Genomic DNA, 25,475 nt, shown 5'->3' on the forward strand with positions numbered 1-25,475 from the left:
GTTCTTGTTCAAAGTTTCATCGGACGGACATAGCCCGTCAACTCCAGATAGCCGCGTCCCGCCGGCTTGCCTTCCCGCTCGACCGTCACCGCGCCTTCCCAATACGCGCCGCCGGTGGAACGGCGCGAATCCATCTCCTGGTCCCGCTGCAAGGGACTAAGCAGCCAGCGTTCGGAACCGGTGGCGATCTGGATGGCGACGGGATACTCGGCGTGGGTGCGCGGCGAACGCCAGCGCACCTGCGGGGTAAAACTGACCTGGTCCTGCGAATAGTGCGTGATCTTACCGGATGCATCGCGCCATGTCGCGTGGGCCCATAGTTTACCACCTTGCAGGTCTCTTATCTGGAACGCCATGAGGGCGCCGCCGTCGGCGAGGTTGATGCCGGTCCAGTCCCAGCCCGCGGCGCCCGGGTCGAGCACCTGGCTGGACCACTCGTGATCGAGCCAGGTCACGCCCTGCACGGCCTGCGGCGCGGCGCCGCGGCGGGCCACCGTGCCGCTGGTGCGCAGCTGGGGCTTGCTATAGTAATAACTCGCCTGGCTGGGTTGGGGACCTTTGCGCGAATATCCGGCCTCGCCTTGCAGCAGGACCGGCTGGGTAGGCTGCAGCCGCAGCGCAAAGGTGAATTCCGCGGCATCGATGTCCAGTTGATAAGCGCCGTCCGCGCTGCGCCGCATGCTCCAGCTGTCCAGGCGCAGGTCGGTGTCTTCAGTCGACGCGCCGGCCAGCCCAAACCCCGCGCGGACCGTGCGCTGGTCGTGCAGCAGCTTGCCTTCGGCCGGATCGGACAGCGCGACGTGGGCGACGATGATGTCTTTCGGCGAGAATTTGCTGGGATTGTCGCGGCCATGGCCGGTGCTGCTGCGGAAAAAGGTGACCTGGTAGCCGAGCTGGCGGCCGTCCGGCGTGGACAGCCAGCCGGTGGCATACCACCATTCCGTCTTGAAGCCGGGGTGGGCGCCGAAGTCGCGCGGGAACTGCAGTTGCACGCCGGGCTTGACGGGCGTGAATTCGGCCGCGCGCAAGGGTAGGGCCAGTGCCAGCAGCAGGTACAGCAGGGCGCGCATCACCAGTCCTCCCTGACAGCGCGGATCGGCCCCGCCGAGAGGGCCCTGCGGCCCGACGCCAGTGCCGTGGCGGCGGCGGAAAGCAGCAATGCTGCGGTGACGATGGCGAGCAGGCGCCACGGATAGTGCATTTGCATGGTCCAATGGAAGGATTGCGGGTTGATGACATGGACCAGCACCAGGCTGATGGCCCAGCCCAGGGCAAAGCCGGCCAGGATGCCCAGCAGCGTCAGGGCCGCGCCTTCCAGCGCGAGGATGCCGAGGACCTGGCCGCGGGTCACGCCGACGTGGCGCAGCATGCCGAATTCGCGGCTGCGCGCCAGGGTTTGCGCCGAAAAGGTGGCGGCCACGCCGAACAGGCCGATGACGATGGCGATGCCCTCCAGCAGGTAAGTCACGGCGAAGCTGCGGTCGAATATCTTCAGTGTCAGGTTGCGGATTTCGGACGGGACGCTGATCTCGAGCAGGGCGCCGAAGGGGAGTTGGCGTATGCCTTCCTGGACCTGGGCGGCGGTAGCGTCCTTGGCAAGCCAGATCGCCGCGTCGCCGGCTTCGCGGTCGCCCGTCATGGCCATATAGTCCGCGCGGCGGACGATCACGGCGCCGCCCGCGCGGGCGTAGTCGCGCCATACTCCGGCCACCCGGAACGCGCGTAGCTCGCCTTGCAGCGGCAGCCGCAGCGTGCTGCCCAATCCGGCACCGTATAAATCCACCATGGCTTCCGATACCCAGGCCGGCGGCAGGCCGGATGCCGCGCCGTGTTCCGCGCCGGCGGGCAACTGCTCGCCCACCAGGACCATGGCCCGCCCGGGATCGGCAGGGTCGACGTCGCGGGCGAGCACCTGGACGTTTGGGCGGCCCGCAGCGAGCGACACCGAGCGCACGCGCAGGAATTCGATGCGCGCGACGCCCGATACCTTGCCCAGCGCGTCCTGCTCGGCCGGGCCGAGGCCCCCGGTGGCGCCGGACGAAGCGCTGCGCGCATAGACGTCGGCGGGCAGGATACTCAACACCCACTGATCGACCGATGTGCGGAAGCTCGCCACCATGATCGCCATGGCGACCATCAGGCTGAAACTTGCCAGCACGCCGCCCAGCGCGATCCCGGCCTGGCCGGATGCATTGGCCAGGCGCGCCAGTGCCAGGGCAGGAACGGCGGGCCGCGTCGCACCGTCCGGTGTCGCTCGGCGCGCCAGGGCGCGGAATGCCATGCCGGAGAGCCGTGGCATGAGCGCAATGGCACCCACCAGGAGCAGGGCAATCGACAGGTAGCCGAACAGCGGCAGTTCGAACGCCGGCGGCGCGAATGCCATGGCGCCGGCTGCCGCGAGGCAGACCAGGCCGGGCCAGGCGCGCGCCAGGCGGCGCAGCGCCACTTCGTCGCTGCCGGCTTTGAGCGCGACAGCGGGCCGCGCCCGGGCGGCGTCCAGGGCCGGGGCGAGCCCGCCCAGCAGTGCCACAGCCAGGCCGAGGACGAAGTAGGCCAGCGCCGCGCCTGGCGCCCATTGCACGCTGGGCTGGACACCGGCGAAATAGCCCGCGCCCAGGTCGCCGCCGAACAGGCGCAGGACGGCCGCTGCCAGCAGGTAGCCGCCGGCCACGCCCAGTGCCGACCCGGCGCAGCCTAACAGGCCGCCTTCCAGCAGTACCTGGCTGACCAGCTGGCGGCGCTCGAGCCCCAGTACGCGCAGCAAGGCGAATTCGCTGCGGCGGCGCAGGACGGACAGGGCTTGCGAGGAAAACACCAGGAAGGCGCCCGTAAACAGCGCCACCAGCGCCAGGACGCTCAGGTTGACGCGGTAGGCGCGGCTAAGGTTGGCGTTGCGGCTTTCCTGCTCCTCATCGTTCGGCTGGCCGACGCGGAAGCGGCCGGGGTACTCGCGTTCCAGCCTGGCTGCCAGCGCGCGTGCGAAGCCGTTGCGATCAACGCCGTCGCGCAGCTTCAGGTCAAGCCGCGACAGCTGGCCAAGCCGCTTGAATTGCCACTGTGCGGCTCCGATATCCATAACGGCGAAACGCTGGCCGACCCGCGCCCGCTGCAGCGAACCCGCGACCCGCAGCACCGCCACCTGGGCGCCGGACTGCAGGCGCAGCTCGCCGCCCGGCCTGGCCTGCAGCCAAGCCAAGGCGGCCGGCGAGAGGAAAATCGCGTCGTCCGCCACCGTGTCGTAGGGATGATCCTCGTCCGGTGCGCCGACCAGGTCGGGCGAGATGAAGCCGGCCCGGAACACATCCAGTCCGATAATTTTCAGTGCCTGGTGCGCTCCCGGCAGCGAGGCGTCGAGCTCGAGCACCGGCGAAGCGATCGCCACCTCGGGCAGGCGTGCCAGCACGGGGTAAATGGATTCGTCGAAGGTGGCTTCGGTGCCGCCGACCTGGATGTCGGCCTGGCCGGAAAGGCTGTGTATCGCGCCGGCGAACTCGTTCAGGGCGGCGGCGTTGACAAGGTGGATGGCGAAACCGAGCGCCACGCCGATGGCGATGGCCGCGATGGCGGTCAGCGCGCGCACCGGGTGCGCCCGCCATTCGCCGCCCGCCAGCCAGCGGGTCAGCCGCCGCATTCCATCTGGGCCATGTCCGCGGCGCGCTTCGCCTTCTGCTTTGCGCGCTCAGAGTTCTGCAGCGTGGCGCCGCGCGCGTCTTCCTCGGCCCATTTCTGCTGCATCTGGAGTTTCTTGCATTTCTTGTTATGGTTGGCGACGGCTCGGGCTCCGGCCAGTTCTTCGCGCTCTTCGCGGGCTTCGCGTTTGCGGCGCTCGGTGGCCATTTTGTTCGCCTCGCGTTCCTTGCGCTTGAGCTCCGCTGCCGCCGACGGATCGGCTTTGGGCGGGGCGGGCACGTCGATCATGCTGGCTACACCCTTTTCGCAAGGCTGTTGCGAATAGCTTAATTTTCCATCGACGCTGCATTTGTACAGTGCTTGCGCTCCTGCGGGGAGCGAAACAGCCAATAGCAGCACACACAGGAGTTTCATAAGATTTTCCCCGGATTCATCAGCCCCAAAGGATCCAATGCGTTCTTGATGGCCCGCATCAGGTTTAACTCCACCGGCGATTTATAGCGCGCCAGTTCGTCGCGTTTCAGCGCCCCGATGCCGTGTTCGGCCGAGATCGAGCCGCCAAACGCCGCCACAGCGTCGTGTACGACGCGGTTGACCGCGTCCTGGTTGCGCAGGAAATCTTCGTGCGCCACGCCAGAAGGGGGGGCCACATTGAAATGCAGGTTGCCGTCGCCGAGATGGCCGAAACACACCAGCCGGCAGCCGGGGAAGGCCGCTTGCAGCTGCGGTTCGGTGCTGGCGATGAAGGCCGCGATTGACGACACGGGCAGTGAGATATCGTGCTTGATGTTCTTGCCGTCGGCCGCCTGCGCCAGCGGGATATGCTCGCGCAAATCCCACAAACCGCGCGACTGCGCGACGGATCCGGCGACCACCGCATCCTGCGCCGCGCCTTCGCCGAGGGCCGCGCCGAGGGCGCGTTCGAGCAGGGCGGCCCCATGTTGTTCGGATTCGCTGCTGGACAGCTCCAACAAGGCATATTGTGCATGCCCGCCGGCCAGCGGCAGTGCCAGCGCGGGGAAGTGCCGGGCGACCAAGTCCAGGCAGTGGGACGACATCAGCTCGAACCCGGTCAGGCTGGCGCCGCAATGGTCCTGCATGATGGACAGCAGGCGCAAGGCGGCGGCCGGGGTCTCCATCGCGGCCAGCGCCGTGACCGATGCCTTCGGCTGCGGGTAGAGCTTGAGCACCGCCCCCGTAATGATGCCCAGCGTGCCCTCGGCGCCGATGAACAGGTCGCGCAGGTCGTAGCCGGTATTGTCCTTGCGCAGGCCGCGCAGGCCCGACCAGACGTCGCCCTGCGCAGTGACGACTTCCAGTCCAAGGCATAGTTCGCGCGCGTTGCCGTAACGAAGAACGCCGGTGCCGCCGGCATTGGTGGAGAGGTTGCCGCCGATAGTGCAACTGCCTTCGGCCGCGAGCGATAGGGGGAACAGGCAGCCTTGCGCCGCCGCCGCTTCCTGGGCGCGCTGCAGGATGACGCCCGCGTCCACGGTCATGGTGCGGTTGATCGCATCGACCTGCCGCACCTTCTGCAGGCGCGCCAGGGACAGCACCACGGCGCGGCCGCTGGCGTCGGGCACGCTGCCCAGCACCAGGCCCGTATTGCCGCCTTGGGGGACGATCGGGATGCGCGCCTCCACGCATAGCCGCACGGCGGCAGCGACCTGGCCGGTATCGGCTGGCCGCAGCACCGCCAGTGCGCGCCCGGTGAAACGTCCGCGCCAGTCGCGCAGGTAAGGGGCCATGCCCGCTTCATCCGAAATGACATGCGCCTCGCCGAGCAGGGCGCGGCAGGCGCCGAGGAAAGCGGAAGTATCCATTGTGTTATTCGGTTTTGCTGGTGTTGACCTTTTCCAGCAACTCCTTGGCCGCCTGTTTGGCGGCTTTCTTGTAGGGCTGAACGTAGAGGATGGCGCACAGGAAGTAGACCACCACGATGGCGACCTCGCCCCAGCCCAGCCACGGTGTCAGCTTATCGCCCCAGGCGCGCACCACGCCCTCGGTGAAGTAGAGCAGGATCATCATCGAGGTCCACTGCAGCGTGTAGATATCGCGCTTGATCACGCCCAGCAGGGGGAACAGCAGGGGCACCGCTTTCAGCACCAGCCACGATCCGCCCGGTTTATAGGGCGAGATCCACATTTCCCAGGCCACGCACCAGATAATGAGCAAGGCCAGGCTGCCGATCGCGCCCCAATGGAAAAGTTTATGCTTGGTGCTGTTCATTTGTTCTATCCCCGCAGCTTGACGGCCGCTTCAGCCAACCGGCGTCCCAGCGCGAGCGCCAGGCGTTTTTCATCTTCCGTGAACGGCTTCTTGCCGTCCAGTCCCGACCAGTGGGAGGCGCCGTACGGGGAGCCGCCGCTGGTCGTCGTCATCAATTCCGGATGGGTGTACGGCAAACCCATCACCATCATGCCGTGGTGCAGCAAGGGCACCATCATTGTCAGCAGCGTCGACTCCTGGCCGCCGTGCTGGCTGCCGGTGGCGGTGAAGACGCAGGCCGGCTTGCCGGACAGGGTGCCGGACAACCATTGCGCCGACGTCCCGTCCCAGAAATACTTCATGGCTGCGGCCATATTGCCGAAGCGGGTCGGGGAGCCCAGCGCCAGGCCGTCGCATTCCTCCAGGTCCTGCAACTCGACATACGGTGCGCCGTCCAGCGGCACTTCCGGTTCGGTCGCCTCCGTCACGGTGGACACCGCCGGCACGGTGCGCAGGCGGGCGTCGCATCCCGGCACGGATTCGACGCCTTGGGCGATCAGTTCCGCCAGTTTGCGTACGGATCCATGCCTTGAATAATACAAAATTAGAATTGTGAGGTGAGTTTTGTTCATCATTGCTATTATATGGCCCTTTACTAAATAGCATTACCAAAACAGCTTTATCGATGGTCTTCAAGTCTCTCTATACGAATGTTGTTCGCACCTGCACCAAGGGCGTGGCCGAATTGCGCGCGCTGTCCTGGGGTGAGATGCACGACCTGCTCCAGTTCGGGCGCCGCCGCCTGCGCGAAGAAAGCCTGCCCCAGGTCGCGGGCGGCCTGACCTTCACCACCGTATTTGCCCTGGTTCCGGTATTGACGATCGCGCTGGCGATTTTCACCACGTTCCCGATGTTTAATACCTTCCGCACCGCGCTGGAAGCGTATTTCATCAAGAGCGTGATGCCGAAGGCGATTTCCAGCACGATCCTGAGTTACCTGACCACGTTCGCGGCCAAGGCGACCCGGCTGTCGGCGGTCGGCGCGGTGACCCTGGTCCTGACATCGGTCACCATGCTCAGCATGATTGAGCGCGCTTTCAACCGGATCTGGCGCGTCAAGGCCGAACGGCGCCTGGTCCGCCGCGTGCTGGTGTATTGGGCGCTGATCACGCTGGGGCCTTTGCTGGTCGGTGTTTCGCTGACGCTGTCGGCCCACCTGTTCGACGCCACCAGCGATATGGTGGGGGCGGTGACCGGGCCGATTTTCTATACGCTGCTGTCGGTCCTGCTGACGACCCTGACTTTTACCTTCCTCTATATCTCGGTGCCGAACCGGATGGTGGACTGGCGCGACGCGATCTGCGGCGGCGCCCTGGCGGCGGTGGCGTTCGAATTGGCGAAGCGCGGATTTGCGGTCTTTATCACCCAGGTACCAACGTATTCGAAGATTTATGGGGCACTGGCGGCGCTGCCGCTGTTCCTGCTGTGGATTTATGTCTCCTGGCTGATTACGCTGCTGGGCGCCTTGCTCACTGCCGCGCTGCCGGTGGTGAAATATGAGCGCTGGTGGCACGAAGCGGTGCCGGGCGGCGAGTTTGTCGACGCCATGGCTGTGCTGAAAGTACTGCATGAGGCGCGCGAACGGGGCGATAACGCCGCCGTCAGCTCGGCCGAAATGCGCGGCCGCACCCGCCTCGGCTTCGACGAAATGGATAAACTGCTGGAGAAAATGCTGGTGCCAGGCTGGGTGGCAAAGGTGAAAATCCCGCCGCCGTCGCGTGTGCAGTTCGGCAAACGGGTCAGTGAAGGCGCCGACAACTGGGTGCTGCTGGCCAATGTCCACAAAGTGACCCTGGCCGATGTCTACCGCCTGTTCGTGTTCGGCGGCATGCCGGTGAATGCCGGCGTGCTGGCCGATTCCGATGATGAATTCGACCGCCGCGCCAGCCTGGATGCCGCCATCCTGGCGCGCGAGGTGGAAACCGCGGTCGAAGCGGGGTTGGGCACGAGCCTGGCCGATCACTTCTCCGCAGCCTGAACCTCAGCGCAGGAAGGCCAGCAGCGCATCCAGGACCGCGTCCGGCTGCTCGGCCATCATCTGGTGGCCGGCGTCCACCGTCACGCTGCGGGCGCCCGGCAGGGCGGCCAGCAGCGCCTTGGTGCTGCGCGGGGGCGTCATCATGTCCTTGCTGCCGAAGATGAACTGCACCGGGCAACGCACGCCGGCTGCTGCCGCGTCGCCGTTGGCATAGCTGTTGCAGGCCGTAAAATCGGTGTGGAACAGGTTTTCCTCGCCGCGTGCGGAAACGCGCTGCATCAGCCGCTTCGACATGCCGCTTACATAGAAGCCCGGCCCGGGACAGGAGGGCTTCTGGGCGTAGGAACTGTGCGACCAGATATTGACCATGTCGACCGCATCTTCCTCGGCATGCAGGGCGGCGTCGAGCAGGGTGTCGGAGACCTTCATCGGATAAGTCGCGCCCAGCAGCGCCAGGCGCGCAATGCGCGCCGGTGCGCGATACGCCGTTTCCAGCGCGATCAGGGCGCCCATGCTGTGGCCCACCAGGGTGGCGGACGCCGCCTCGGCCGAATCGAGCAGCTGCAGCAGCCAGTCGGCCATTTCCTCGACACTGCGCAGGGCAGGCCCGCGGCTGCGGCCATGTCCCGGCAGGTCCACAGCCAGCACGCCGAAGCCGTGGTGCGCCAGGTAGCGCGACTGCAGGCCCCAGATGGAATGGTCGTTCTGGGCGCCATGGATCATGACGACAGCCGGCAGCGCCGGGTCGAATGCCTTGCCGCCCGTGTAGCAGTAGGAGTCTCCGAACATCATGCTCAAGCTCCCTTCTGCGAGGCTTTAAGCCCGCGTGCAAGGTCTTCGAGCAGGTCGTCCGCGTCCTCCAGGCCGACCGACAGGCGCATGGTGCCTTCGGCGATACCCGATGCCGCCAGTTGTTCGGCCGGGACGCGGAAGTGGGTGGTGGACGCAGGGTGGATCACCAGCGAGCGCGCATCGCCGACGTTGGCCAGGTGCGAGAACACCTTCAGGCTGTCGACAAATCGTTTGCCTGCCGCGCGGTCGCCTTTGAGGGTGAACGACAGCACCGCACCGGCGCCTTTCGGCAGCAGGCGCGCAGCCAGGGCGCGGTCGGGATGGGTGTCGAGCTCCGGGTAAATCACCGATTCGACGGCCGGGTTGGCGAGCAGGAATTGGGCCACGCGGCGGGTGTTGGCCACATGCCGGTCCATCCGCACCGCCAGCGTTTCCACGCCTTGCAGGATGGCGAAGGCATTGTGCGGGCTCATGGCCGCGCCGAAATCGCGCAGTCCCTCGCGCCGGGCCCGCAGCGCGAAGGGCGCCACCGTGGACTCCTCGGCGAAGACCATGCCGTGGAAGCCGTCATAGGGTTCGCATAGCTCGGCAAAGCGGCCGGTGGCCGCATATGCCAGCTGCCAGTCGAAAGTGCCGCCATCCACCAGCACGCCGCCAATGGCAGTGCCGTGGCCGCACAAGAACTTGGTGGCCGAGTGGAAAACCAGGTCCGCGCCGTGCTCGAAGGGGCGCAGCAGGTAAGGGGTGGTAAAGGTGGAATCGACCATCAGCGGCAACTGGGCTTCGTGGGCGATGGCCGCAATATTCGGTATGTCCAGCACGTCCAGGCCCGGATTGCCCAAGGTTTCGCCGAACAGCACCTTGGTCTCGGGACGGATGGCGGCGCGCCATGCGTCCAGGTCGCGCGGGTCGACAAGGGTGGTTTCGATGCCGAAGCGCTTCAAGGTATAGGCAAGCAGGTTGTGCGAGCCGCCATACAAGGCGCGCGAGGCCACGATATGCGAGCCCGCTCCGGCGATGGTGGCCAGCCCGAGGTGCATGGCCGCCTGTCCGCTGGCGGTGGCGATGCCCGCTACGCCGCCTTCCAGCGCGGCCATGCGTTCCTCCAGCACCGCATTGGTCGGGTTCGAGATACGTGAGTAGACATGGCCGGCGCGCTCCATATTGAACAGGGCAGCGGCATGGTCGGAATCGCGGAAAGCGAAAGACGACGTGAAATGGATTGGGGTAGCGCGGCTGCCGGTAACGGGATCTGGCGCGGCGCCCGCGTGCAGGGCGAGGGTATCGAACCCCGGATAAGTTGGCTTTGTCATGCTGACATGCTATCTTGTTATTTAGCTCGTGAATACTGTTGCGTTTTGATTAATCCGTAACTGGATTTTTCGCTTGGCATACGCTAAATTCGATGGTAAGGCTTACAATAAAACCATGATCATCACCACCGGACAGGACGGCCCAAAATGAAAGTATCTGAAATCCTCCAAGTCAAAGGGAACATCCTCTACACGATCACTCCGGACCAGCCGCTGGTCGAAGCGGCGAACACCATGGCCGAAAAAGACATCGGTTCGCTGGTGGTGATGGAATACGGCGATCTGGTCGGCATGCTGACGTTCCGCGAGGTGCTGAAGGCGCTGCACGCGAACCAGGGCTCGGTCGGCGGCGGCACCGTGCGCAAGCACATGGACGACCATCCGATCACCGTCACGCCCGACACCGAAGTCAATGAAGTGCGCCGCATCATGCTGGAAAAGCATGCGCGCTATCTGCCTGTGATGAATGCCAAGACGCTGCTGGGCGTGATCTCCTTCTACGACGTGGCGCGCGCCGTGCTGGAAGCGCAGAGCTTCGAGAACCGCATGCTGAAGGCGTATATCCGCGACTGGCCGGCGGAAGAAGAGGAAAAATCGGAAGGCTGATCCAGCCCCGCCAAGCAAAAAAGCCACCGGAAGGTGGCTTTTTTCATGCGACGCCGGCCAAGGCGTCGTCGCTGAGCCATCCGAGCAAGGCCTGCCCGGTCATCGGGCGCGCGAACAGGAAGCCCTGGCCCAGCGGGCATCCCAGGTTGTGCAGGATCTGCGCCTGGCGCTCGTCCTCCACACCTTCGGCAATCACCGCCAGTCCCAGGTTGCGGCCCAGCTGCACCACCATTTCGGCGATGCTGCTGCCGCGCGCGGAATTGGTAATCTCGGTGACGAAGGCGCGGTCGATCTTCAGCCGGTCGATCTGCAGGCGCTGCAGGTAGGACAGCGACGAGAAGCCGGTGCCGAAATCGTCGATCGCAATGGTGACGCCGGTCTGCTTGATCTGCGCCAGCATCTTGATCAGCATGTCCGGTTCTTCCATCGCCATCGATTCGGTGATTTCCAGCTCCACGAATTCCGGCGGCGCGCCGGTATCGTGCAGGGCGTTGCGCAGGGTGTCCATGAAATGCGGATGGCGGAACTGCACCTGCGAGACGTTGATCGACATGGTGAAGCCGGTATGGCCGGCGGCGCGCAGCGCCACCAGCTCCTGCATCGAGGTGCGCATCACCCATTCGCCCAGGTCGATGATCAGGCCGGAATATTCGGCGATCGGGATGAAGCGGTCCGGCGAGACGAATTTGCCGTCCGGCGTTTGCCAGCGCAGCAGCGCTTCGGCGCCCATCGGCCGGCGCGTCGCCAGGTCCACTTGCGGCTGGTAGACCACGAACAGCTGGTTTTGGCTGAAACCGGTGCGCAGGGCGTGCATCATGCGGACCCGCTCGCGGATTTCCACGCCCATGCTGCGCGAGAAGTAGAAGTGGCCGGCGCGCTGCTGCGTCTTGGCCCGCTTCAGGGCGATATCGGCATCCTTCAGCGCATCGGCGCCGCTGCCGTCGTGCTCCAGCAGGCGCACCAGGCCGAGGGTGGCGGAAAGCTGGACATCCTGGCCATCGATGCTGAACGGGGTCGAGAACAGGCCCAGGATATTGGCCGGGTTGACTTGTCCCGCGTCGCCCAGCACGCAGAAGATGTCGCCGCCGATGCGCGCCACCGTCAACTGTTTGCCCAGGCTGTTTTGCAGGCGGGCGGCGACGGCCGACAACAGCAGGTCGCCGAATTCGTGACCCAGCGCGTCGTTGGTTTCGGCAAAATGATCGAGGTCGACCAGGCAAAGCGTGGCGTCCTGCTTGGCCGGGCCGGCCAGCGTGGCGTCGAGGATTTCGATCAGGCGGGTGCGGTTGGGCAGCTTGGACAGGCCATCGTAGAAGGCGGCCGTATGCAGGTGCGACACCAGTTCCACATTATCCAGCCCGACCGCCACATTGCTGCAGAAGACTTCCAGCAGGCTTTCTTCCAGGGGGCTTGGCGCGCGCGTGACGTCAATAAAGGCGATAAACGTGCGGCTTGCCTTGCCGGCAAAATGCAGTGTAATACTGTCCGCGCAGTAGATGTTGCGGTGGGCGGCCAGGCATTCTTCCATGGCCTTGTGCACGCGCCCATCGTCGCGCGCCGTCAGCTGGCTGTTCGACAGGTTATGGTGGTTGCCGGTGGCGGCCATCACCACCAGTTCATGGCAGCCCGCATCTGGGCATTCCTGCACGCACAGCACGCCGTGCGCTTCCTGCCCGAGCAGCTCGGCGATCTGGGACAGCACGCCCGAGGCGAAGTTCTGCACCCCGTGCAGCGCCATCAGCTCGGTGCTCGAATGGACGATGCGCGCCAGGCCACGCCGGCTCTCATTGATATTGCGGATTTGTTCATAGGAGCGGATCGCGGCCGTCACGGTGGTGAACAGCTTGATGCGCGTCAGCTCGGACTTGGTCTTGTAATCGTTGATGTCGAAATCGCGGATCGCGTCGATTTCCGGCGCATAGCCCGGCTGGCCGGTGCGCAGGATGATGCGGACGTCGGCCAGCTTCAGGGTTTCGCGGATATAGCGCACCAGGTGCAAGCCGGCATCGTCCTGCTCCATCACGACGTCGAGCAGGATCACGGCGATTTCCTCTTCGTGCTTGAGCATTTCGCGTGCCTGGGCGGCGGAATAGGCGTGCACGAATTCCAGGGGGCGGTGCTGCATGTCGAGATTACCGAGGGCGAACGTGGTCGTCGAATGGACGTCTTCGTCGTCATCGATAATCATCACGCGCCAGACATTGCGCTGTGCCGGGAGAGCTGGCTGAGCCGAATGCTCTTCTAAGAAAACCAGATCGTCCTGATCGTCGTGGCTACCCTCAGGCGCCGTGATCGAAGGGGGCATGTGTCGCTTCTCCAAGGGGTCTCGGTGTTCTTACAACTTAGTATATAGCGAATTATTCCTGAGAACGACCATTAAAACACTTTCATGGAAGTTAACGAATAGCAGAGTGCTAGTTTTGCCATAGTTGTGGTCAAAAAAACCATTCGATGCGAGTTTTGCCATAAAGCGTTAGAATGGGGAGTTTCTTCCGCTAACATTCATCTTCTTCATCATGTCCGGCAATTCCTTTGGCAAGCTGTTTACCGTTACCACTTTTGGCGAGTCCCACGGCCCTGCGATTGGCTGCGTGGTTGACGGCTGCCCTCCAGGGCTGGTGCTGTCGGAAGCCGACATTCAGCCGGAGCTCGATCGCCGCAAACCGGGTACGTCGCGCCATGTGACGCAGCGCCAGGAACCGGACACGGTGCAGATCCTGTCCGGCGTATACCAGGGCGTGACCACCGGCACCCCGATCGCGCTGCTGATCAAGAACGAAGACCAGCGCAGCAAGGACTACGGCAATATCGCCGAAAGCTTCCGCCCGGGCCACGCCGACTATACCTACTGGCATAAATACGGCGTGCGCGATCCGCGCGGCGGCGGCCGTTCCTCGGCGCGCCTGACCGCACCGGTGGTCGGCGCCGCGGCCATTGCCAAAAAATGGCTGAAGGAGAAGTACGGCACCGAGTTCGCCGGCTGCATGAGCCAGTTGGGCGAAATCGAAGTGCCGTTCGAAAGTTTTGAGCACGTTCCTTCCAACCCGTTCTTCGCCGCCACCTCCGACGCGGCCCTGATTGAGCGCATGGAAGACTATATGGACAGCCTGCGCAAGGACGGCGACTCCATCGGCGCCCGCATCGACGTGGTGGCGCGCAATGTCCCGGTGGGCCTGGGCCAGCCGATCTACGACAAGCTGGATGCCGACATCGCCTACGCCATGATGGGGATCAATGCGGTGAAGGGCATCGAAATCGGCGCCGGCTTCGACAGCGTGGCCCAGCGCGGCTCCGAACACGGCGACGAGCTGACGCTGGAAGGCTTTGTCGGCAACAACGCCGGCGGTGTCTTGGGCGGGATTTCGACCGGCCAGGATATCGCGGTGTCGATCGCCATCAAGCCGACTTCCTCGATCCGCACGCCGCGCCGTTCGATCGACAAGGACGGCAACCCGGTGATGGTTGAAACCTTCGGCCGCCACGATCCATGCGTAGGCATCCGCGCCACGCCGATCGCCGAGGCGATGCTGGCCCTGGTCCTGATGGATCATGCGCTGATGCACCGCGCCCAGTGCGCCGACGTGAAAGTAGCGACGCCGGACATCAGTAAAGCGTGATTCCGCCGCAGGCTTTCGGCTTCGCGCTTTTCCTCTTCTGCTATTACGCTTACGCCGGTACCTTTTCGACTTACGCCAGCCTGTATTTCCAGGGCAAGGGGATGTCGGTGGCGCAGATCGGCGTTCTGATGTCGCTGATCCAGGTGCTGCGCATCTTCGGCCCCAATGTCTGGGGCTATGTTGCGGACCATTCCGAACGGCGCGTCGTCGTCTTGCGCCTGACCGGCGCCGCGGCGCTGCTTGCCTATTCAGGCTTCATTTTCGGTTTCACATTCGCCCACTTCTTTGCCGCCATGGTGCTGGTCAACCTGTTCACCAGCGCGCAAGGGCCGATGTGCGAAGCCTTGATGCTGTCGGAAATGCGCGGCGACCTGACTTACTACGGGCGCATCCGCCTGTGGGGCTCGATCGGCTTCATCGTCACGGTGATGCTGGCATCCTTCCTGATGGATTGGCAGGGCACCGGCGCCCTGGTCTGGTTCTGCGCCGTGTTGCTGGTGTTCGTACTCGGCGCGGCTTTCCGCTTGAAGGATGTCCCGCGCCTGTCCCATTCCGGCAAGCCGCCGGCCTTGCTGGCGGTGCTGCGCAAGAAGGAGGTACTGGCCTTCTTTGCATCCACGGCGCTCATGGTGTCGGCCCACGCATCGCTGTACACCTTTTATTCGCTCTACCTGGAAAAGCAGGGCTACAGCAAGACGGTGACCGGTATGATGTGGTCCGCCGGCGTGGTGGCCGAGGTGCTGTGTTTCTACTACCAGGCGCCCTTGTTCAAACGCTGGGGCGTAAAGCGCCTGATGTATGCCTGCTTCGGCATCGGCGTGCTGCGCTTTGCGCTGATCGGCGTGGGCGCCCAATCGCTGGCGATCCTGGTGCTGGCGCAAATCATGCATGCGGCAACGTTCGCGCTGCACCACTCGGCATCGGTGCAGACCATGCAGCGCTGGTTCAGCGGCCCCTTGCAGGCGCGCGGCCAGGCGCTGTACATCAGCATTTCGTATGGTGTCGGCGCCACCATCGGCAGCCTGTCGCTGACCAGGGTCTGGCAGGCAGCCGGGCCGCAAAGCATCTATTACGTCGCGTCGGGACTGGTGGCGGCGGGCGGCGTGGCGGTCGCCCTGAGCTACCGCTGGCAGCGGTGATCAGGCGGCGCGGTTGACGGTGCCGGCCTGGTGGCGGCGCTCGGCCGCCTTGACCACCACGGCGCGGATATCGTTGAGCAGCGAGAATTCGGCCGGACTGAGCTGAATGGCTGGGAAGGAGTCGTCCCAGTCGCCATACAGGAAGCCGGTCGGCTGGCCGTTGGAGCAGAGCGGCAAAACCACGAAGCTGCGCGCGTCATTGAGTGTGTCGCGCCACCATGCCGGCAGCTTGGCCGCGAATTTGGGATCGGCCGCGTTGTCGATGAAGATCACGCGGTCGTTGCTCAGGGCTGCATGGAAGACGTTCGGCTCGTAGGCGTCCACGAAATGCATCGCCGGCAAATGCTGGCGCACGCCTTCTCCCAGGCACATGCGCGCCGCGTACTGGCTTTCGCGGCGGTTGCGCACGAAGGCCACGGCGCGCGAGAACTGTAAGCCTTTGAAGATGGTTTCCAGGGCCATCGAGACCATCTGCCCGGCGCTTGCCGAGTCCAGCGAATTGCGCATTTCGGACAATCCGCTGAGCAGGATATTGTTGCCTGCGGCCCGCTGGCGCGTCTGCGCCAGCTGTTTGGCGCGGCGTTCGGCTGGTTTGGACAGGGGCGCGATCGTCAGGTCGCTGGCCGCGGCGACTTTGGCGTGTTCAATGACTTGCGCCAGCTTGTCCGCACTGACGCCGATCATGCTGGCATAGCGCGCCGAGATGCGCTTTACTTCCGCCGCGCCCTCGGCGTCGTCATTCCACAGCGCCCCGGCGCACAGATTGGCCATGGTCGAAACGCTTGCAACCCAATCCTCCCGCCCCAGGGGATCGGAAGGCATGCCGTCGGCAGGCGGCTCGATGGTGCGCATGCCGGCCAGCAGGCTGTCCGGCAAGCCCCATTGCGCGGCGGCCTCGCGGCCGATGTCCTGCAGGCTGAGGCCCAAAATCTCCAGCGCGGCCTCGTCTTCCTTGCCTTCGCCGGCGGCCAGTTGCATGGCGGTCCAGCGCTCCGGCATATAAAAGGTCACCAGCATCCTTCCCAGCGCGTGCAGCATGGAGCAGACCACCGCCTCCTCGCCGTGGCGGCTTTCCGCCGTCGCCGCCACTTCGCGCGCGACCATGCCGGCCAGGACGGCTTTTTCCATTTCGATATGCGCCAGGCCGGAGTCCGGCGACGCCACCGACAGCTCCTCGATCAGCTTGAGGCCGAGCGCAAGATGGCCGATGGCTTCCGTGCCCAGTATGAGCATGGCCTTGCTGACGGTGTTGATCTTCTGGCCGAAGGCAGAGTACATGCCGCTATTGGCCAGGCGCAGCACCTTCTGGGTCAGCACGGGATCGGACAGCACGGTGCGCGTCAGGTCGAACCCCTTGTCGTCTTCTCCGCGCATGACGCTCAGGATGGCGGTGATGGCCTTGGCAAAACCGGGCATATCGCCTTGCTGGCGCGTACGTTCCCATAGCATTGCCAGGGTCTGTTCGGCCAAGGCGGTCATTGGACCACCTGCCGCGCTTCATCGGTCATCAGCGCCGCATAAGTGCGTTCCTTCAGTGCGGCCATCGCGGTGTGGGCCGCCATCGGGCGCCCGGTCAGGAAACCCTGCACATACTGGCAACCGTTCTGTTCGACGTAAAGCATCTGTTCTTCGGTCTCGACGCCTTCCGCCACCACGGACAGGTCGAGATGCCTGGCGAGATCGAGGACCGCGTTGCAGATGGCGCCGTCCTTTTCCGAGCCCGGCAGGTCGCGGATGAAGGTCCGGTCGATCTTCAGCACTGAAATCGGGAAGCGCTTCAGGTAGGACAGCGAGGAGTAGCCGGTGCCGAAATCGTCGATCGCAATCCGGGCCCGGCGTTCCGCCATCCTGGACAGGATTGTTTCGGCATGGGCGGGATCGATCATCAGGGTCCCTTCCGTGATTTCCAGCACGAGCTGGTCTCCGGCCAGGCCGGAGAAAGCCAGGGCGTCGTCGAGCACGTCGAGGAATTTATCGTTGCGGAACTGGCGCGGGCTGATGTTGACGGAAATGTAGAGCGGCCGCTGGGCCACTTCCTGGAACTGCTTCAATTGCACGCAGGCCGACTTCAGCGCCCATGCGCCCAGCAGGTTGATCAGGCCATTGGTCTCCGCGATCGGGATGAAGCGCGCCGGGGGCACCATGCCGAGGGCGGGGTGCTTCCAGCGCATCAGGGTCTCAAAGCCTTCGATTTCGCGCGTGGCGGAATTGACGATGGGCTGGTAGTACAGCAGGAATTCGCCTTCGCGCACTGCCTGGAACATGGCCGCTTCCAGTGAAATATCGTGCTCCGGCGGGCCGCTCTGGCGCTGGCTGTAGACCACGCAGCGCGCTTTGCCGGTTTCCTTGGCGCGCGACATCGCCGTATCGGCAAGGGCCACCAGGCGCGCTTCGTCTTCCGCATGCTCCGGGTAGACGGCGACGCCAAGCGAAGCGCTGACGTGGATGGTGTGCTGCTCGACCTCGAAGGGCGATTGAAGCGTCGCCAGCAGGCGCCCGGTGACCAGCTTGATCTGGGCCGCGTTGCAGGAGCCCGGCAGAATGGCCACGAACTCGTCGCCGCCGACGCGCGCCAGCGTGTCGCTGTCGCGCAGCGTCTTGCGCAGGCGGGCCGCGGCCATCTTCAACACGGCGTCGCCGACCGGGTGGCCCAGGCCGTCGTTGACCTTTTTGAAGCTGTCCAGGCCAATGGTGGCGACCGCGAACCCCTGGCCCGAGCGGCGCGCCTGGGCGATGGTCTGGCGCAGGCGATCTGTCAGCAGCAGGCGGTTGGGCAATCCGGTCAGGCCGTCATGGGTGGCCATGTGGCGCAGGCGTTCTTCGGTGGCATTCTGGACCGTCATATCGCGGCCGACCACGAGCAGTTCGTAAGCTTTGCTGGCGGTGGCGTAGCTGCTGATGCGCAGTTCGAAGCAGATTTCCTGCTCGGGAGCCTTGAGGCGCACTGCAGCGCGATTGGCGCCGCGCGCCTGGATGGCGGCGGACAGGCTGGACTTCAGTGCCGCGTGATCGAGGTCACACACGAAGGAGGCAAAATACTGCCCTTCAAGTTCCTCACCATTGCGCAGCAGGTTGGCCGCGCGCTGGCTGGCAAAGAGAATCTGCCCCATCAGGTTGAGCCGGAACACAATGTCGCCCGCTTCCTCCAACAGGAGGTTTACCTCATGGTCCAATGTCGGTAAAGACTCGGTCGTGGAGCTGGGAAGCATTGTTGCGCTCGATTCTTTCTCTTCGGGTCGTAACCACTGAGAAATGTATCACCTAAACCTCATGCTTCACATGAAAAACGACAACATTAGTCCATGTTTTTAGGAAATTTGTTGCCCTAGATCATTTTTAAATGAAAGTCGCAAAAGCGGGACCCTTTTGAACGCAAATTTTCGCCGTGCCGTTCCTTGCTTGAGCTGAAAGTTTGCGCTAGCCTCGCGTTAAAGAGGCAGCCGAGGAGAGCGAAATGAACCGTTTCGACACGCACGAGGTCTTCAACCAGGTGGCGCCGTTTGCAAACGTAAACCTGTTCACCTGCGACACGGCCTTGCGCGAAGCCCTGGAGCGCGAAGGCGGCGCATTCGCCACCGCATCGCTGATGGAGCTGGGCGCCGAGCTTGGCACTACCGCCATGCAGGACCTGGCACGGCAAGCGAATCAGCATCCCCCGGTGCTGAATAGCTTCGACCGCAGCGGGCGCCGCGTCGACGAGATCGAATTCCACCCCGCCTGGCATACGCTGATGGCGAAGCTGATCGCTTCCGGCGCCCACGCCTCGCCATGGGAAGGCAAGCATCCGCATCATGGCGCGCAAGTAGCACGCGCGGCGCGCTACATCCTGTTCGGTCAAGTGGAGAACGGTTCGCAATGCCCGATCACCATGACCTACGCCAGCGTGCCGGCGCTGCGCCAAAGTCCCGCGCTGGCGGCGCGCTGGCTGCCCAAGATTCTGTCGCGGATCTATGACCCGAGCCCGCTGCCGATCGACGAAAAGCGGGGCGCCCTGATCGGCATGGGCATGACGGAAAAGCAAGGCGGCTCCGACCTGCGCGCCAACACCACATACGCCGAAGCCGTGGCGTCCGATGAGGCGCGTGCGCTGTTCGGGGACGACGGCGACGCCGTCTACAGGCTGACGGGCCACAAATGGTTCTTTTCTGCGCCGCAATGTGATGCCCACCTGGTGCTGGCGCAAACCGGCGACGCCGGCCTGAGCTGCTTCCTGCTGCCGCGCTTCCTTCCCGATGGCGCGCGCAACCAGGTACGCATACAGCGCCTGAAGCACAAGCTCGGCAATCAGTCGAATGCCTCGTCCGAAGTCGAATTCACCGGCGCCTACGGCTGGCTGCTCGGGCCGCTGGGCCGCGGCGTGCCGACTATCCTGGAAATGGGCAATCACACCCGCCTCGATTGCGTACTGGGGACGGCCGGCATCATGCGCGCCGCGCTGACCCAGGTGCTGCACCACGCGCGCCGCCGCAGCGCCTTCGGCAAGCCGCTGGCGGAACAGCCCCTGATGCGGAACGTGCTGGCCGACCTGGCGCTCGAATCCGAGGCCGCCACCGTATTCGCCATGCGCCTGGCGCGCTGCTTCGATCACATGGACAATCCTGCGGAAGCGCAACTGGCGCGCCTGCTGACGCCGGCCGGCAAATACTGGATCTGCAAGCGCGGCCCGGGCTTTGGGGCGGAGGCGATGGAAGTGCTGGGTGGCAGCGGCTATGTGGAGGACAGCTCGCTGGCCCGCCTCTACCGGGAACTGCCGGTCAATTCGATCTGGGAAGGATCCGGCAACGTCATGTGCCTTGATCTGCTGCGCGCGCTGTCGAAATCCGGCCAGGCGCAGGAAGTGCTGGCGGCCGAACTAGGGCAGGGCAGCCGCGCCGATCCGGACTATGTGCGGTTTACCGGCCAGTTGCTGGCCGACCTGCCGCATGCCCGCGAAGACGAATTCGGTGCGCGCCACCTGGCCGAACGGATCGTATTGGCGATCCAGGCCGGTTTGCTGCTGCGCCACGCGCCGTCCTTTGTCAGCTCCGCCTTCGTCGCCACGCGGCTGGCGCGGGAGCCGGGCGGGGCGTATGGGCGGTTGCCGGCAGGAACTAACTGCGAAGCGATTCTACAGCGGGCGCTGGTGGAAAACGCCTGAGGCTGGGATAATGCGCCTTACACATACACTTTTAGACATATGAAACAAGATCCGCGCTTTCCCAACCTGTTCATTACCGATCACCCGCTGATTCAGCACAAGCTGAGCCATATGCGCGACAAGTCGACGTCCACGCGCACCTTCCGCGAACTGCTGAAAGAAATCACCCTGCTGATGGGGTACGAAATCACCCGCGACCTGCCGCTGACCACCCGCGAAATCGAAACCCCGCTGGAAACCATCCAGGCCCCGGTCATCGCCGGCCGCAAGCTGGCCGTAGTGCCGATCCTGCGCGCAGGCGTGGGCATGAGCGACGGCCTGCTGAACCTGGTGCCGTCGGCGCGCGTGGGCCATATCGGCGTGTTCCGCGATCCGGAAACCCACCAGCCGGTGGAATACCTGGTACGCCTGCCCGACCTGGTTGACCGCACCTTCATCCTGTGCGACCCGATGGTTGCAACCGGCAACTCGGCAGTGCACGCCGTGGACGTGCTGAAGAAACGCGGCGTTCCCGACGACCAGATCATCTTTCTGGCCCTGGTGGCCGCACCGGAAGGCATCGAAGTGTTCCAGAAGTCGCACCCGAACGTGAAGATCTTCTGCGCCTCGCTCGATTCCCACCTCAACGAACACGCCTACATCATTCCTGGTCTGGGCGACGCGGGCGACCGCATCTTCGGGACCAAATAAGCCATGGCGACGCCGGTCGACTCGGAATTCCAGGACCGGCTGCAAGCCTTGCGCGACAAATACGCCGCCAGCGTGCCCGAACGCATGGCGGCCATCCGCGATGCCCTGGTGCTGTGCCAGGGCAGCCTACTGCCGCCGCATATCGAACAGCTGCACCACGCGCTGCACAGTGTGGCCGGTTCCGCCGGTTCTTTCGGCCTGCACGCCCTTGGTGCCGAGTCGCGCCGCATCGAACAGCTGGTGCGTGGCGTGATGGAAGAGGGCGCGCCCTGGGACGGTATCGATGCCGCAGTGCTGGCGCTGTTGCATTGGGCCGACAAGGACTTTACCGCTGGTAATTTTGCAACGCACGATTGATATTTATCAAACAAGACTGATAAATCTTGTCTATAGTTACATCACATGTGCGGATCCTGTGGATTACAAGTGATTTTATTTTCGAGGTCACGTGTTTTTAACAGGTATTTCGGTATAATGCGGGATCGTTTAGATTCAGGAGACTGGATTCAAACGGTATCACGGGCGTAAAGCTCATTTAACTGTAATAGGAATTGTAATGGCAACTGGTATCGTAAAATGGTTCAACGACGCAAAGGGTTTTGGCTTCATTACCCCTGATGAAGGCGGCGAAGATCTGTTTGCTCACTTCTCGGCTATCCAAAGCAACGGCTTCAAGTCGCTGCAGGAAAACCAACGCGTGTCCTTCGACGTGACCTCCGGCCCAAAAGGCAAGCAGGCGTCGAACATCCAGCCTCTGTAATCGAGACGGATCAAAACGATAAAAATCCTCCGCTTCGGAGGATTTTTTTTGCCCTTAATGTTGCCAAATTGAACCAACAATAGAGTTTTATGTAACGCTAATTGTTAACTGGCATCCTGATGGGTTTATTCCGCCGCGCAGCTTCGGCAAACACTCGGCCAGCTGTCAGCCTTTGCGCCAGTAGCCGGGCTGGCCGTAGGTGTGGCGCAGGAAATCCACGAAGGCGCGGATGCGCAGCGGCAGATGGCGCCGCTGCGCGAAGACTGCGTAAATGTCGTTGCCAGGTGCGGAATACTCGTTGAGCACGGGTTTCAAACGGCCCGCCTCGATATCGGCCCCCACTTCCCACATCGAGCGCCACGCAAGGCCCTTGCCGGCCAGGACCCAGTCGTGCAGGACGGCGCCGTCATTGCAGCTCATATTCCCGGCAATCTTTAAAGTCACATTCTTGTCGCCGTCGCGGAAGGTCCAGCCGCGCTGGCTGCCTTCGCTACTGATGGTCATGCAGTTGTGCCTGGACAGGTCATCCAGCGTTTTCGGCACGCCATGGCGTTTCAGGTAGGCCGGCGTGCCGACCACGACGCGGTGGTTGTCGGCCAGCTTCACGCTGACCAGGTTGGAGTCCGACATGGAGGCGATCCGGATCGCCAGGTCCACGCCTTCGCCGATCAAGTCCACCATGCGGTCGTTCAGGTTCAATGTCACCGTCACGTCACGGTGCTCGGCTAAAAAGGAAGGGATCATCGGCGCGACGTGCAGGCGGCCGAATCCAGCCGGTGCGGAAATCAGCAAGTGCCCCGTGGCACGTGCGCTACGCTCGGCGACAGCCGCCTCGGCGCTTTCGAGTTCAGAGAGAATGCGTTGGCAATCCTCAAGGAAGGCTGCCCCTTCGTCCGTCAGCGCAAGCTTGCGCGTGGTACGCTGGAGCAGTTTGACGCCAAGCCGCTGTTCGAGCGCGTCGAGCCTGCGACCGATTACCGCCGGCGCAATGCCTTCAGCGCGCGCTGCGGCCGACAGGCTGCCGCGGTTGACCACTTCTACAAAGGTGGAGATTTGCCTGAACTGACCCATATGACCTCATTTATGACTAAAACGCACAGATGAAGTGCGTTTTAGTCTTGTTTCTCTACGTTTTTAGTCAATATACTGGAAAACATTCAATCACAACACTAATCATCTACGGAGAAAGACTATGAGCATTACTCTGCCAGCAGGTATGCAGATTACCGGCGCAATCAAGCCGGGTTTCGAGCGCGTCCTGACGCCCGAAGCGTTGGCCTTGGTGGCCAAGCTGAGCCGCGAATTCGAGCCGCGCCGCCAGGAATTGCTGGCCAAGCGTGTCGAGCGCGCCAAGCGTCTGGATGCCGGCGAGCGCCCGGACTTCCTGGCCGAAACCGCGCATATCCGCAGCGGCGACTGGAAAATCGCACCGATCCCGAAGGCACTGGAATGCCGCCGTGTTGAAATCACCGGCCCTGTCGATCGCAAGATGGTCATCAACGCGCTGAACTCCGGCGCGGATTCCTACATGACCGACTTCGAAGATTCGAATTCCCCGAACTGGGACAATCAGATCTCCGGCCAGATCAATATGCAGGACGCCGTGCGCAAGACCATCTCGCTCGAGCAGAACGGCAAGTCCTACAAGCTGAACGAAAAGACCGCCACCTTGGTGGTGCGTCCACGCGGCTGGCACCTCGATGAAAAGCACGTCACCGTCGACGGCAAGCGCGTTTCGGGCGGCATTTTCGACTTCGCACTGTTCATGGTCCACAATGCGAAAGAGCAGTTGGCGCGCGGCGCCGGCCCGTTCTTCTACCTGCCGAAAATGGAATCGCATCTGGAAGCGCGCCTGTGGAACGACATCTTCGTGATGACTCAGAATGAACTGGGCCTGCCGCGAGGCACCATCAAGGCCACCGTCCTGATCGAGACCATCCTGGCCGCCTTCGAAATGGACGAAATCCTGTACGAACTGCGCGAGCACAGCTCCGGCCTGAACGCCGGCCGCTGGGACTACATCTTCAGCTGCATCAAGAAGTTCAAGCTGGACAAGGACTTCTGCCTGGCTGACCGCGCCAAAGTGACCATGACCGCGCCGTTCATGCGCGCCTACGCGCTGCTGCTGCTGAAAACCTGCCACAAGCGCAATGCGCCGGCAATCGGCGGCATGGCCGCGCTGATCCCGATCAAGAACGATCCGGAAAAGAACGAAGTCGCCATGGGCGGGGTGCGCAACGACAAGGCGCGCGACGCAACCGACGGCTATGACGGCGGCTGGGTGGCTCACCCAGGCCTGGTGGAACTGGCCATGGGCGAGTTCAAGAAAGTGCTGGGCGATGCGCCGAACCAGATTTCGAAGCAGCGTCCGGATGTGGACGTCACGTCGGCGGAACTCCTGGACTTCAAGCCAGAGGCGCCGATTACCGAAGCCGGCCTGCGCTACAACATCAATGTTGGCATCCACTACCTGGGGAGCTGGTTGAATGGCAATGGCTGCGTGCCGATCCATAACCTGATGGAGGATGCGGCGACCGCCGAAATCTCGCGTTCGCAGGTGTGGCAGTGGATTCGTTCGTCCAAGGGCGTGCTGGAAGATGGCCGCAAGGTGTCTGAAGCCATGGTGCGTGCGATGATTCCAGAGGAACTGGCGAAAGTGAAGGTCACCGCCCCGGATGGCGCCACGCCTGCGTACGAACGCGCCGCGCAGATCTTCGAGAAGATGTCGACGTCAGAGGCGTTTGAAGAGTTCCTGACGCTGCCGCTGTACGAAGAGATTTAAACTGGGGCGGGTTGTGCGCCCTTGATTTTCGTGGAAAATCAGAGACCTTAACCCGCACCAGTCCGCGCCGAGACCGTACGGGGTCTGACCCTTGGGTCGGACCCTGGTTTACCGGTTTTGGCGCGAAGCCAACGCAGGCCGATCAAGAAACGCCTGCAAGCGGTATTCATCGATGCGATGTCCCGCAACCCTGCGCAGCAAGCTGTCGACCCGGTCCGCGCCCCAGAACAGCTCCCCCTCATACACAAAGCTCGGCACACCGAAAACGCCATCAGCAATAGCCTGCTCGGTCGCCCGCGCCAATGCCGCCTTCACTTCCGGCGTGCCCGCCGCGGCAACCAGCGCCTCCCCATCCAGCCCGCAATCCCGTGCCACGCGCGCCAGCACCCCGAAATCCTGCGCATCCTGCCCCTGTTCCCAGGTTGCAGCCATCACGGCCGACACGAAGGCAATCCGATCCGTCCGCCCGGCAATCGCAGTCGCGATACGCAGCATCGGCAAAGGATTGAAAGGATGCCCTGGCGGCCCAACGAATTCCAGCCCCTGCGCCGACGCCTGCCGCATCACATCGCGGAAAGTCAGCACGCGCTTGGCTGGAACCTCGGCCGGCCCCACCAATCCATGCTTGTTCAGCATGGCGGCGAACAAAACAGGGATCATTTCAACCTGCACGCCGGCAGCTTCAATACGGGCGATCTGCTTGGTTGCCAGCCACACGAAGGGGCTGATGGGATCAACATACATACGGACGGTCTGCATACAT

General features: G+C 63.6%; 22 protein-coding genes. 9 read left to right on the forward strand and 13 right to left on the reverse strand.

The features are described from left to right. Positions 1-8: 8 nt before the first annotated feature. From H597_RS0113125 to wrbA, 6 genes are read right to left on the reverse strand one after another with little or no spacing between them, the layout of a single operon-like run. Entirely contained in the window at positions 9-1,070 is a 1,062-nt protein-coding gene (locus H597_RS0113125) for a lipocalin-like domain-containing protein (RefSeq protein WP_028102552.1), read from the reverse strand. Then, entirely contained in the window at positions 1,070-3,631 is a 2,562-nt protein-coding gene (locus tag H597_RS0113130; RefSeq protein WP_028102553.1) for an FtsX-like permease family protein, read from the reverse strand. Before H597_RS0113130 ends, H597_RS0113125 begins: the two co-directional genes overlap by 1 nt. Continuing rightward, entirely contained in the window at positions 3,619-4,044 is a 426-nt protein-coding gene (locus H597_RS0113135; RefSeq protein WP_028102554.1) for a DUF4124 domain-containing protein, read from the reverse strand. Before H597_RS0113135 ends, H597_RS0113130 begins: the two co-directional genes overlap by 13 nt. Further along, a complete protein-coding gene (locus H597_RS0113140; protein WP_028102555.1) occupies positions 4,041-5,453 on the reverse strand; it encodes an FAD-binding oxidoreductase in 1,413 nt (470 codons plus the stop codon). The genes H597_RS0113135 and H597_RS0113140 overlap by 4 nt, the downstream gene beginning before the upstream one ends. 4 nt (positions 5,454-5,457) lie before the next feature. Continuing rightward, the gene (locus H597_RS0113145) at positions 5,458-5,859 is read right to left on the reverse strand and encodes a DUF2069 domain-containing protein (RefSeq protein WP_028102556.1); all 402 of its coding nucleotides are present in this window, start codon (positions 5,857-5,859) and stop codon (positions 5,458-5,460) included. A gap of 5 nt (positions 5,860-5,864) precedes the next feature. After that, entirely contained in the window at positions 5,865-6,470 is a 606-nt protein-coding gene (gene wrbA, locus H597_RS0113150; protein ID WP_028102557.1) for an NAD(P)H:quinone oxidoreductase, read from the reverse strand. 53 nt (positions 6,471-6,523) lie between these two features. Between wrbA and H597_RS0113155 the strand changes: the two genes are divergently transcribed. Further along, positions 6,524-7,876 (forward strand): YihY family inner membrane protein, encoded by a 1,353-nt coding sequence (locus tag H597_RS0113155; RefSeq protein WP_028102558.1) that lies wholly within the window; start codon positions 6,524-6,526, stop codon positions 7,874-7,876. 3 nt (positions 7,877-7,879) lie between these two features. Here H597_RS0113155 and H597_RS0113160 read toward each other — a convergent pair whose 3' ends face one another. Both H597_RS0113160 and H597_RS0113165 read right to left on the reverse strand, forming a co-directional pair. After that, the gene (locus H597_RS0113160) at positions 7,880-8,668 is read right to left on the reverse strand and encodes an alpha/beta fold hydrolase (protein ID WP_028102559.1); all 789 of its coding nucleotides are present in this window, start codon (positions 8,666-8,668) and stop codon (positions 7,880-7,882) included. 2 nt (positions 8,669-8,670) lie between these two features. Further along, entirely contained in the window at positions 8,671-9,981 is a 1,311-nt protein-coding gene (locus H597_RS0113165; protein ID WP_028102560.1) for an O-acetylhomoserine aminocarboxypropyltransferase, read from the reverse strand. Between the two features lie 147 nt (positions 9,982-10,128). Here H597_RS0113165 and H597_RS0113170 point away from each other — a divergent pair, with 147 nt between their 5' ends. Beyond that, positions 10,129-10,587, forward strand: a complete 459-nt coding sequence (locus tag H597_RS0113170; RefSeq protein WP_028102561.1) for a CBS domain-containing protein — start codon at positions 10,129-10,131, stop codon at positions 10,585-10,587. A 43-nt stretch (positions 10,588-10,630) separates the two neighbouring features. Here H597_RS0113170 and H597_RS0113175 read toward each other — a convergent pair whose 3' ends face one another. Continuing rightward, positions 10,631-12,892: a GGDEF/EAL domain-containing response regulator gene (locus H597_RS0113175; RefSeq protein WP_028102562.1), complete on the reverse strand. Its 2,262-nt coding sequence runs from the start codon at positions 12,890-12,892 to the stop codon at positions 10,631-10,633. A gap of 211 nt (positions 12,893-13,103) precedes the next feature. On the opposite strand from H597_RS0113175, the gene aroC reads away from it, so the two are divergent. Next, a complete protein-coding gene (gene aroC / locus H597_RS0113180) occupies positions 13,104-14,204 on the forward strand; it encodes a chorismate synthase (protein WP_028102563.1) in 1,101 nt (366 codons plus the stop codon). Beyond that, entirely contained in the window at positions 14,201-15,343 is a 1,143-nt protein-coding gene (locus tag H597_RS0113185; protein ID WP_229632164.1) for an MFS transporter, read from the forward strand. The genes aroC and H597_RS0113185 overlap by 4 nt, the downstream gene beginning before the upstream one ends. On the opposite strand, the gene H597_RS0113190 is transcribed toward H597_RS0113185, so the two are convergent. Then, positions 15,344-16,822 (reverse strand): HDOD domain-containing protein, encoded by a 1,479-nt coding sequence (locus tag H597_RS0113190; RefSeq protein WP_028102565.1) that lies wholly within the window; start codon positions 16,820-16,822, stop codon positions 15,344-15,346. It abuts the gene before it with no gap. Then, entirely contained in the window at positions 16,819-18,552 is a 1,734-nt protein-coding gene (locus H597_RS0113195; protein ID WP_028102566.1) for a sensor domain-containing protein, read from the reverse strand. The genes H597_RS0113190 and H597_RS0113195 overlap by 4 nt, the downstream gene beginning before the upstream one ends. Positions 18,553-18,797: 245 nt before the next feature. Between H597_RS0113195 and H597_RS0113200 the strand changes: the two genes are divergently transcribed. The 4 genes from H597_RS0113200 (at position 18,798) to H597_RS0113215 (ending at position 21,930) form a co-directional block, all read left to right on the forward strand. Beyond that, positions 18,798-20,480 carry an isovaleryl-CoA dehydrogenase gene (locus H597_RS0113200; protein WP_028102567.1) on the forward strand — a complete coding sequence of 561 codons (1,683 nt, stop codon included), beginning with the start codon at positions 18,798-18,800 and terminating at the stop codon, positions 20,478-20,480. Positions 20,481-20,519: 39 nt separating this feature from the next. Beyond that, on the forward strand, positions 20,520-21,170 hold the full coding sequence (upp, locus tag H597_RS0113205) for a uracil phosphoribosyltransferase (RefSeq protein WP_028102568.1): 651 nt from the start codon (positions 20,520-20,522) through the stop codon (positions 21,168-21,170). 3 nt (positions 21,171-21,173) lie between these two features. After that, on the forward strand, positions 21,174-21,527 hold the full coding sequence (locus H597_RS0113210) for an Hpt domain-containing protein (RefSeq protein ID WP_028102569.1): 354 nt from the start codon (positions 21,174-21,176) through the stop codon (positions 21,525-21,527). 199 nt (positions 21,528-21,726) lie between these two features. Continuing rightward, positions 21,727-21,930: a cold-shock protein gene (locus tag H597_RS0113215; protein ID WP_028102570.1), complete on the forward strand. Its 204-nt coding sequence runs from the start codon at positions 21,727-21,729 to the stop codon at positions 21,928-21,930. Positions 21,931-22,095: 165 nt separating this feature from the next. On the opposite strand, the gene H597_RS0113220 is transcribed toward H597_RS0113215, so the two are convergent. Beyond that, on the reverse strand, positions 22,096-23,001 hold the full coding sequence (locus tag H597_RS0113220; protein WP_028102571.1) for a LysR family transcriptional regulator: 906 nt from the start codon (positions 22,999-23,001) through the stop codon (positions 22,096-22,098). 121 nt (positions 23,002-23,122) lie between these two features. On the opposite strand from H597_RS0113220, the gene aceB reads away from it, so the two are divergent. Then, a complete protein-coding gene (gene aceB, locus H597_RS0113225; RefSeq protein WP_028102572.1) occupies positions 23,123-24,712 on the forward strand; it encodes a malate synthase A in 1,590 nt (529 codons plus the stop codon). Positions 24,713-24,820: 108 nt separating this feature from the next. On the opposite strand, the gene H597_RS30795 is transcribed toward aceB, so the two are convergent. After that, positions 24,821-25,471 (reverse strand): 2-hydroxychromene-2-carboxylate isomerase, encoded by a 651-nt coding sequence (locus tag H597_RS30795; protein ID WP_051293765.1) that lies wholly within the window; start codon positions 25,469-25,471, stop codon positions 24,821-24,823. Positions 25,472-25,475: the final 4 nt, after the last annotated feature.

The organism is Pseudoduganella violaceinigra DSM 15887 (assembly GCF_000425385.1).
GTDB classification, from domain to species: Bacteria; Pseudomonadota; Gammaproteobacteria; order Burkholderiales; family Burkholderiaceae_D; genus Rugamonas; species Rugamonas violaceinigra.

Coding starts and splice junctions, on each gene's coding strand:
- H597_RS0113200 (WP_028102567.1), top strand. CDS start 18,798: ATGAACCGTTTCGACACGCACGAGGTCTTCAACCAGGTGGCGCCGTTT.
- H597_RS30795 (WP_051293765.1), bottom strand. CDS start 25,471: ATGCAGACCGTCCGTATGTATGTTGATCCCATCAGCCCCTTCGTGTGG.
- H597_RS0113125 (WP_028102552.1), bottom strand. CDS start 1,070: ATGCGCGCCCTGCTGTACCTGCTGCTGGCACTGGCCCTACCCTTGCGC.
- upp (WP_028102568.1), top strand. CDS start 20,520: ATGAAACAAGATCCGCGCTTTCCCAACCTGTTCATTACCGATCACCCG.
- H597_RS0113145 (WP_028102556.1), bottom strand. CDS start 5,859: ATGAACAGCACCAAGCATAAACTTTTCCATTGGGGCGCGATCGGCAGC.
- H597_RS0113210 (WP_028102569.1), top strand. CDS start 21,174: ATGGCGACGCCGGTCGACTCGGAATTCCAGGACCGGCTGCAAGCCTTG.
- H597_RS0113140 (WP_028102555.1), bottom strand. CDS start 5,453: ATGGATACTTCCGCTTTCCTCGGCGCCTGCCGCGCCCTGCTCGGCGAG.
- aceB (WP_028102572.1), top strand. CDS start 23,123: ATGAGCATTACTCTGCCAGCAGGTATGCAGATTACCGGCGCAATCAAG.
- H597_RS0113160 (WP_028102559.1), bottom strand. CDS start 8,668: ATGATGTTCGGAGACTCCTACTGCTACACGGGCGGCAAGGCATTCGAC.
- H597_RS0113155 (WP_028102558.1), top strand. CDS start 6,524: ATGGTCTTCAAGTCTCTCTATACGAATGTTGTTCGCACCTGCACCAAG.
- H597_RS0113190 (WP_028102565.1), bottom strand. CDS start 16,822: ATGACCGCCTTGGCCGAACAGACCCTGGCAATGCTATGGGAACGTACG.
- H597_RS0113220 (WP_028102571.1), bottom strand. CDS start 23,001: ATGGGTCAGTTCAGGCAAATCTCCACCTTTGTAGAAGTGGTCAACCGC.
- aroC (WP_028102563.1), top strand. CDS start 13,104: ATGTCCGGCAATTCCTTTGGCAAGCTGTTTACCGTTACCACTTTTGGC.
- H597_RS0113170 (WP_028102561.1), top strand. CDS start 10,129: ATGAAAGTATCTGAAATCCTCCAAGTCAAAGGGAACATCCTCTACACG.
- wrbA (WP_028102557.1), bottom strand. CDS start 6,470: ATGAACAAAACTCACCTCACAATTCTAATTTTGTATTATTCAAGGCAT.
- H597_RS0113175 (WP_028102562.1), bottom strand. CDS start 12,892: ATGCCCCCTTCGATCACGGCGCCTGAGGGTAGCCACGACGATCAGGAC.
- H597_RS0113130 (WP_028102553.1), bottom strand. CDS start 3,631: ATGCGGCGGCTGACCCGCTGGCTGGCGGGCGGCGAATGGCGGGCGCAC.
- H597_RS0113135 (WP_028102554.1), bottom strand. CDS start 4,044: ATGAAACTCCTGTGTGTGCTGCTATTGGCTGTTTCGCTCCCCGCAGGA.
- H597_RS0113215 (WP_028102570.1), top strand. CDS start 21,727: ATGGCAACTGGTATCGTAAAATGGTTCAACGACGCAAAGGGTTTTGGC.
- H597_RS0113165 (WP_028102560.1), bottom strand. CDS start 9,981: ATGACAAAGCCAACTTATCCGGGGTTCGATACCCTCGCCCTGCACGCG.
- H597_RS0113195 (WP_028102566.1), bottom strand. CDS start 18,552: ATGCTTCCCAGCTCCACGACCGAGTCTTTACCGACATTGGACCATGAG.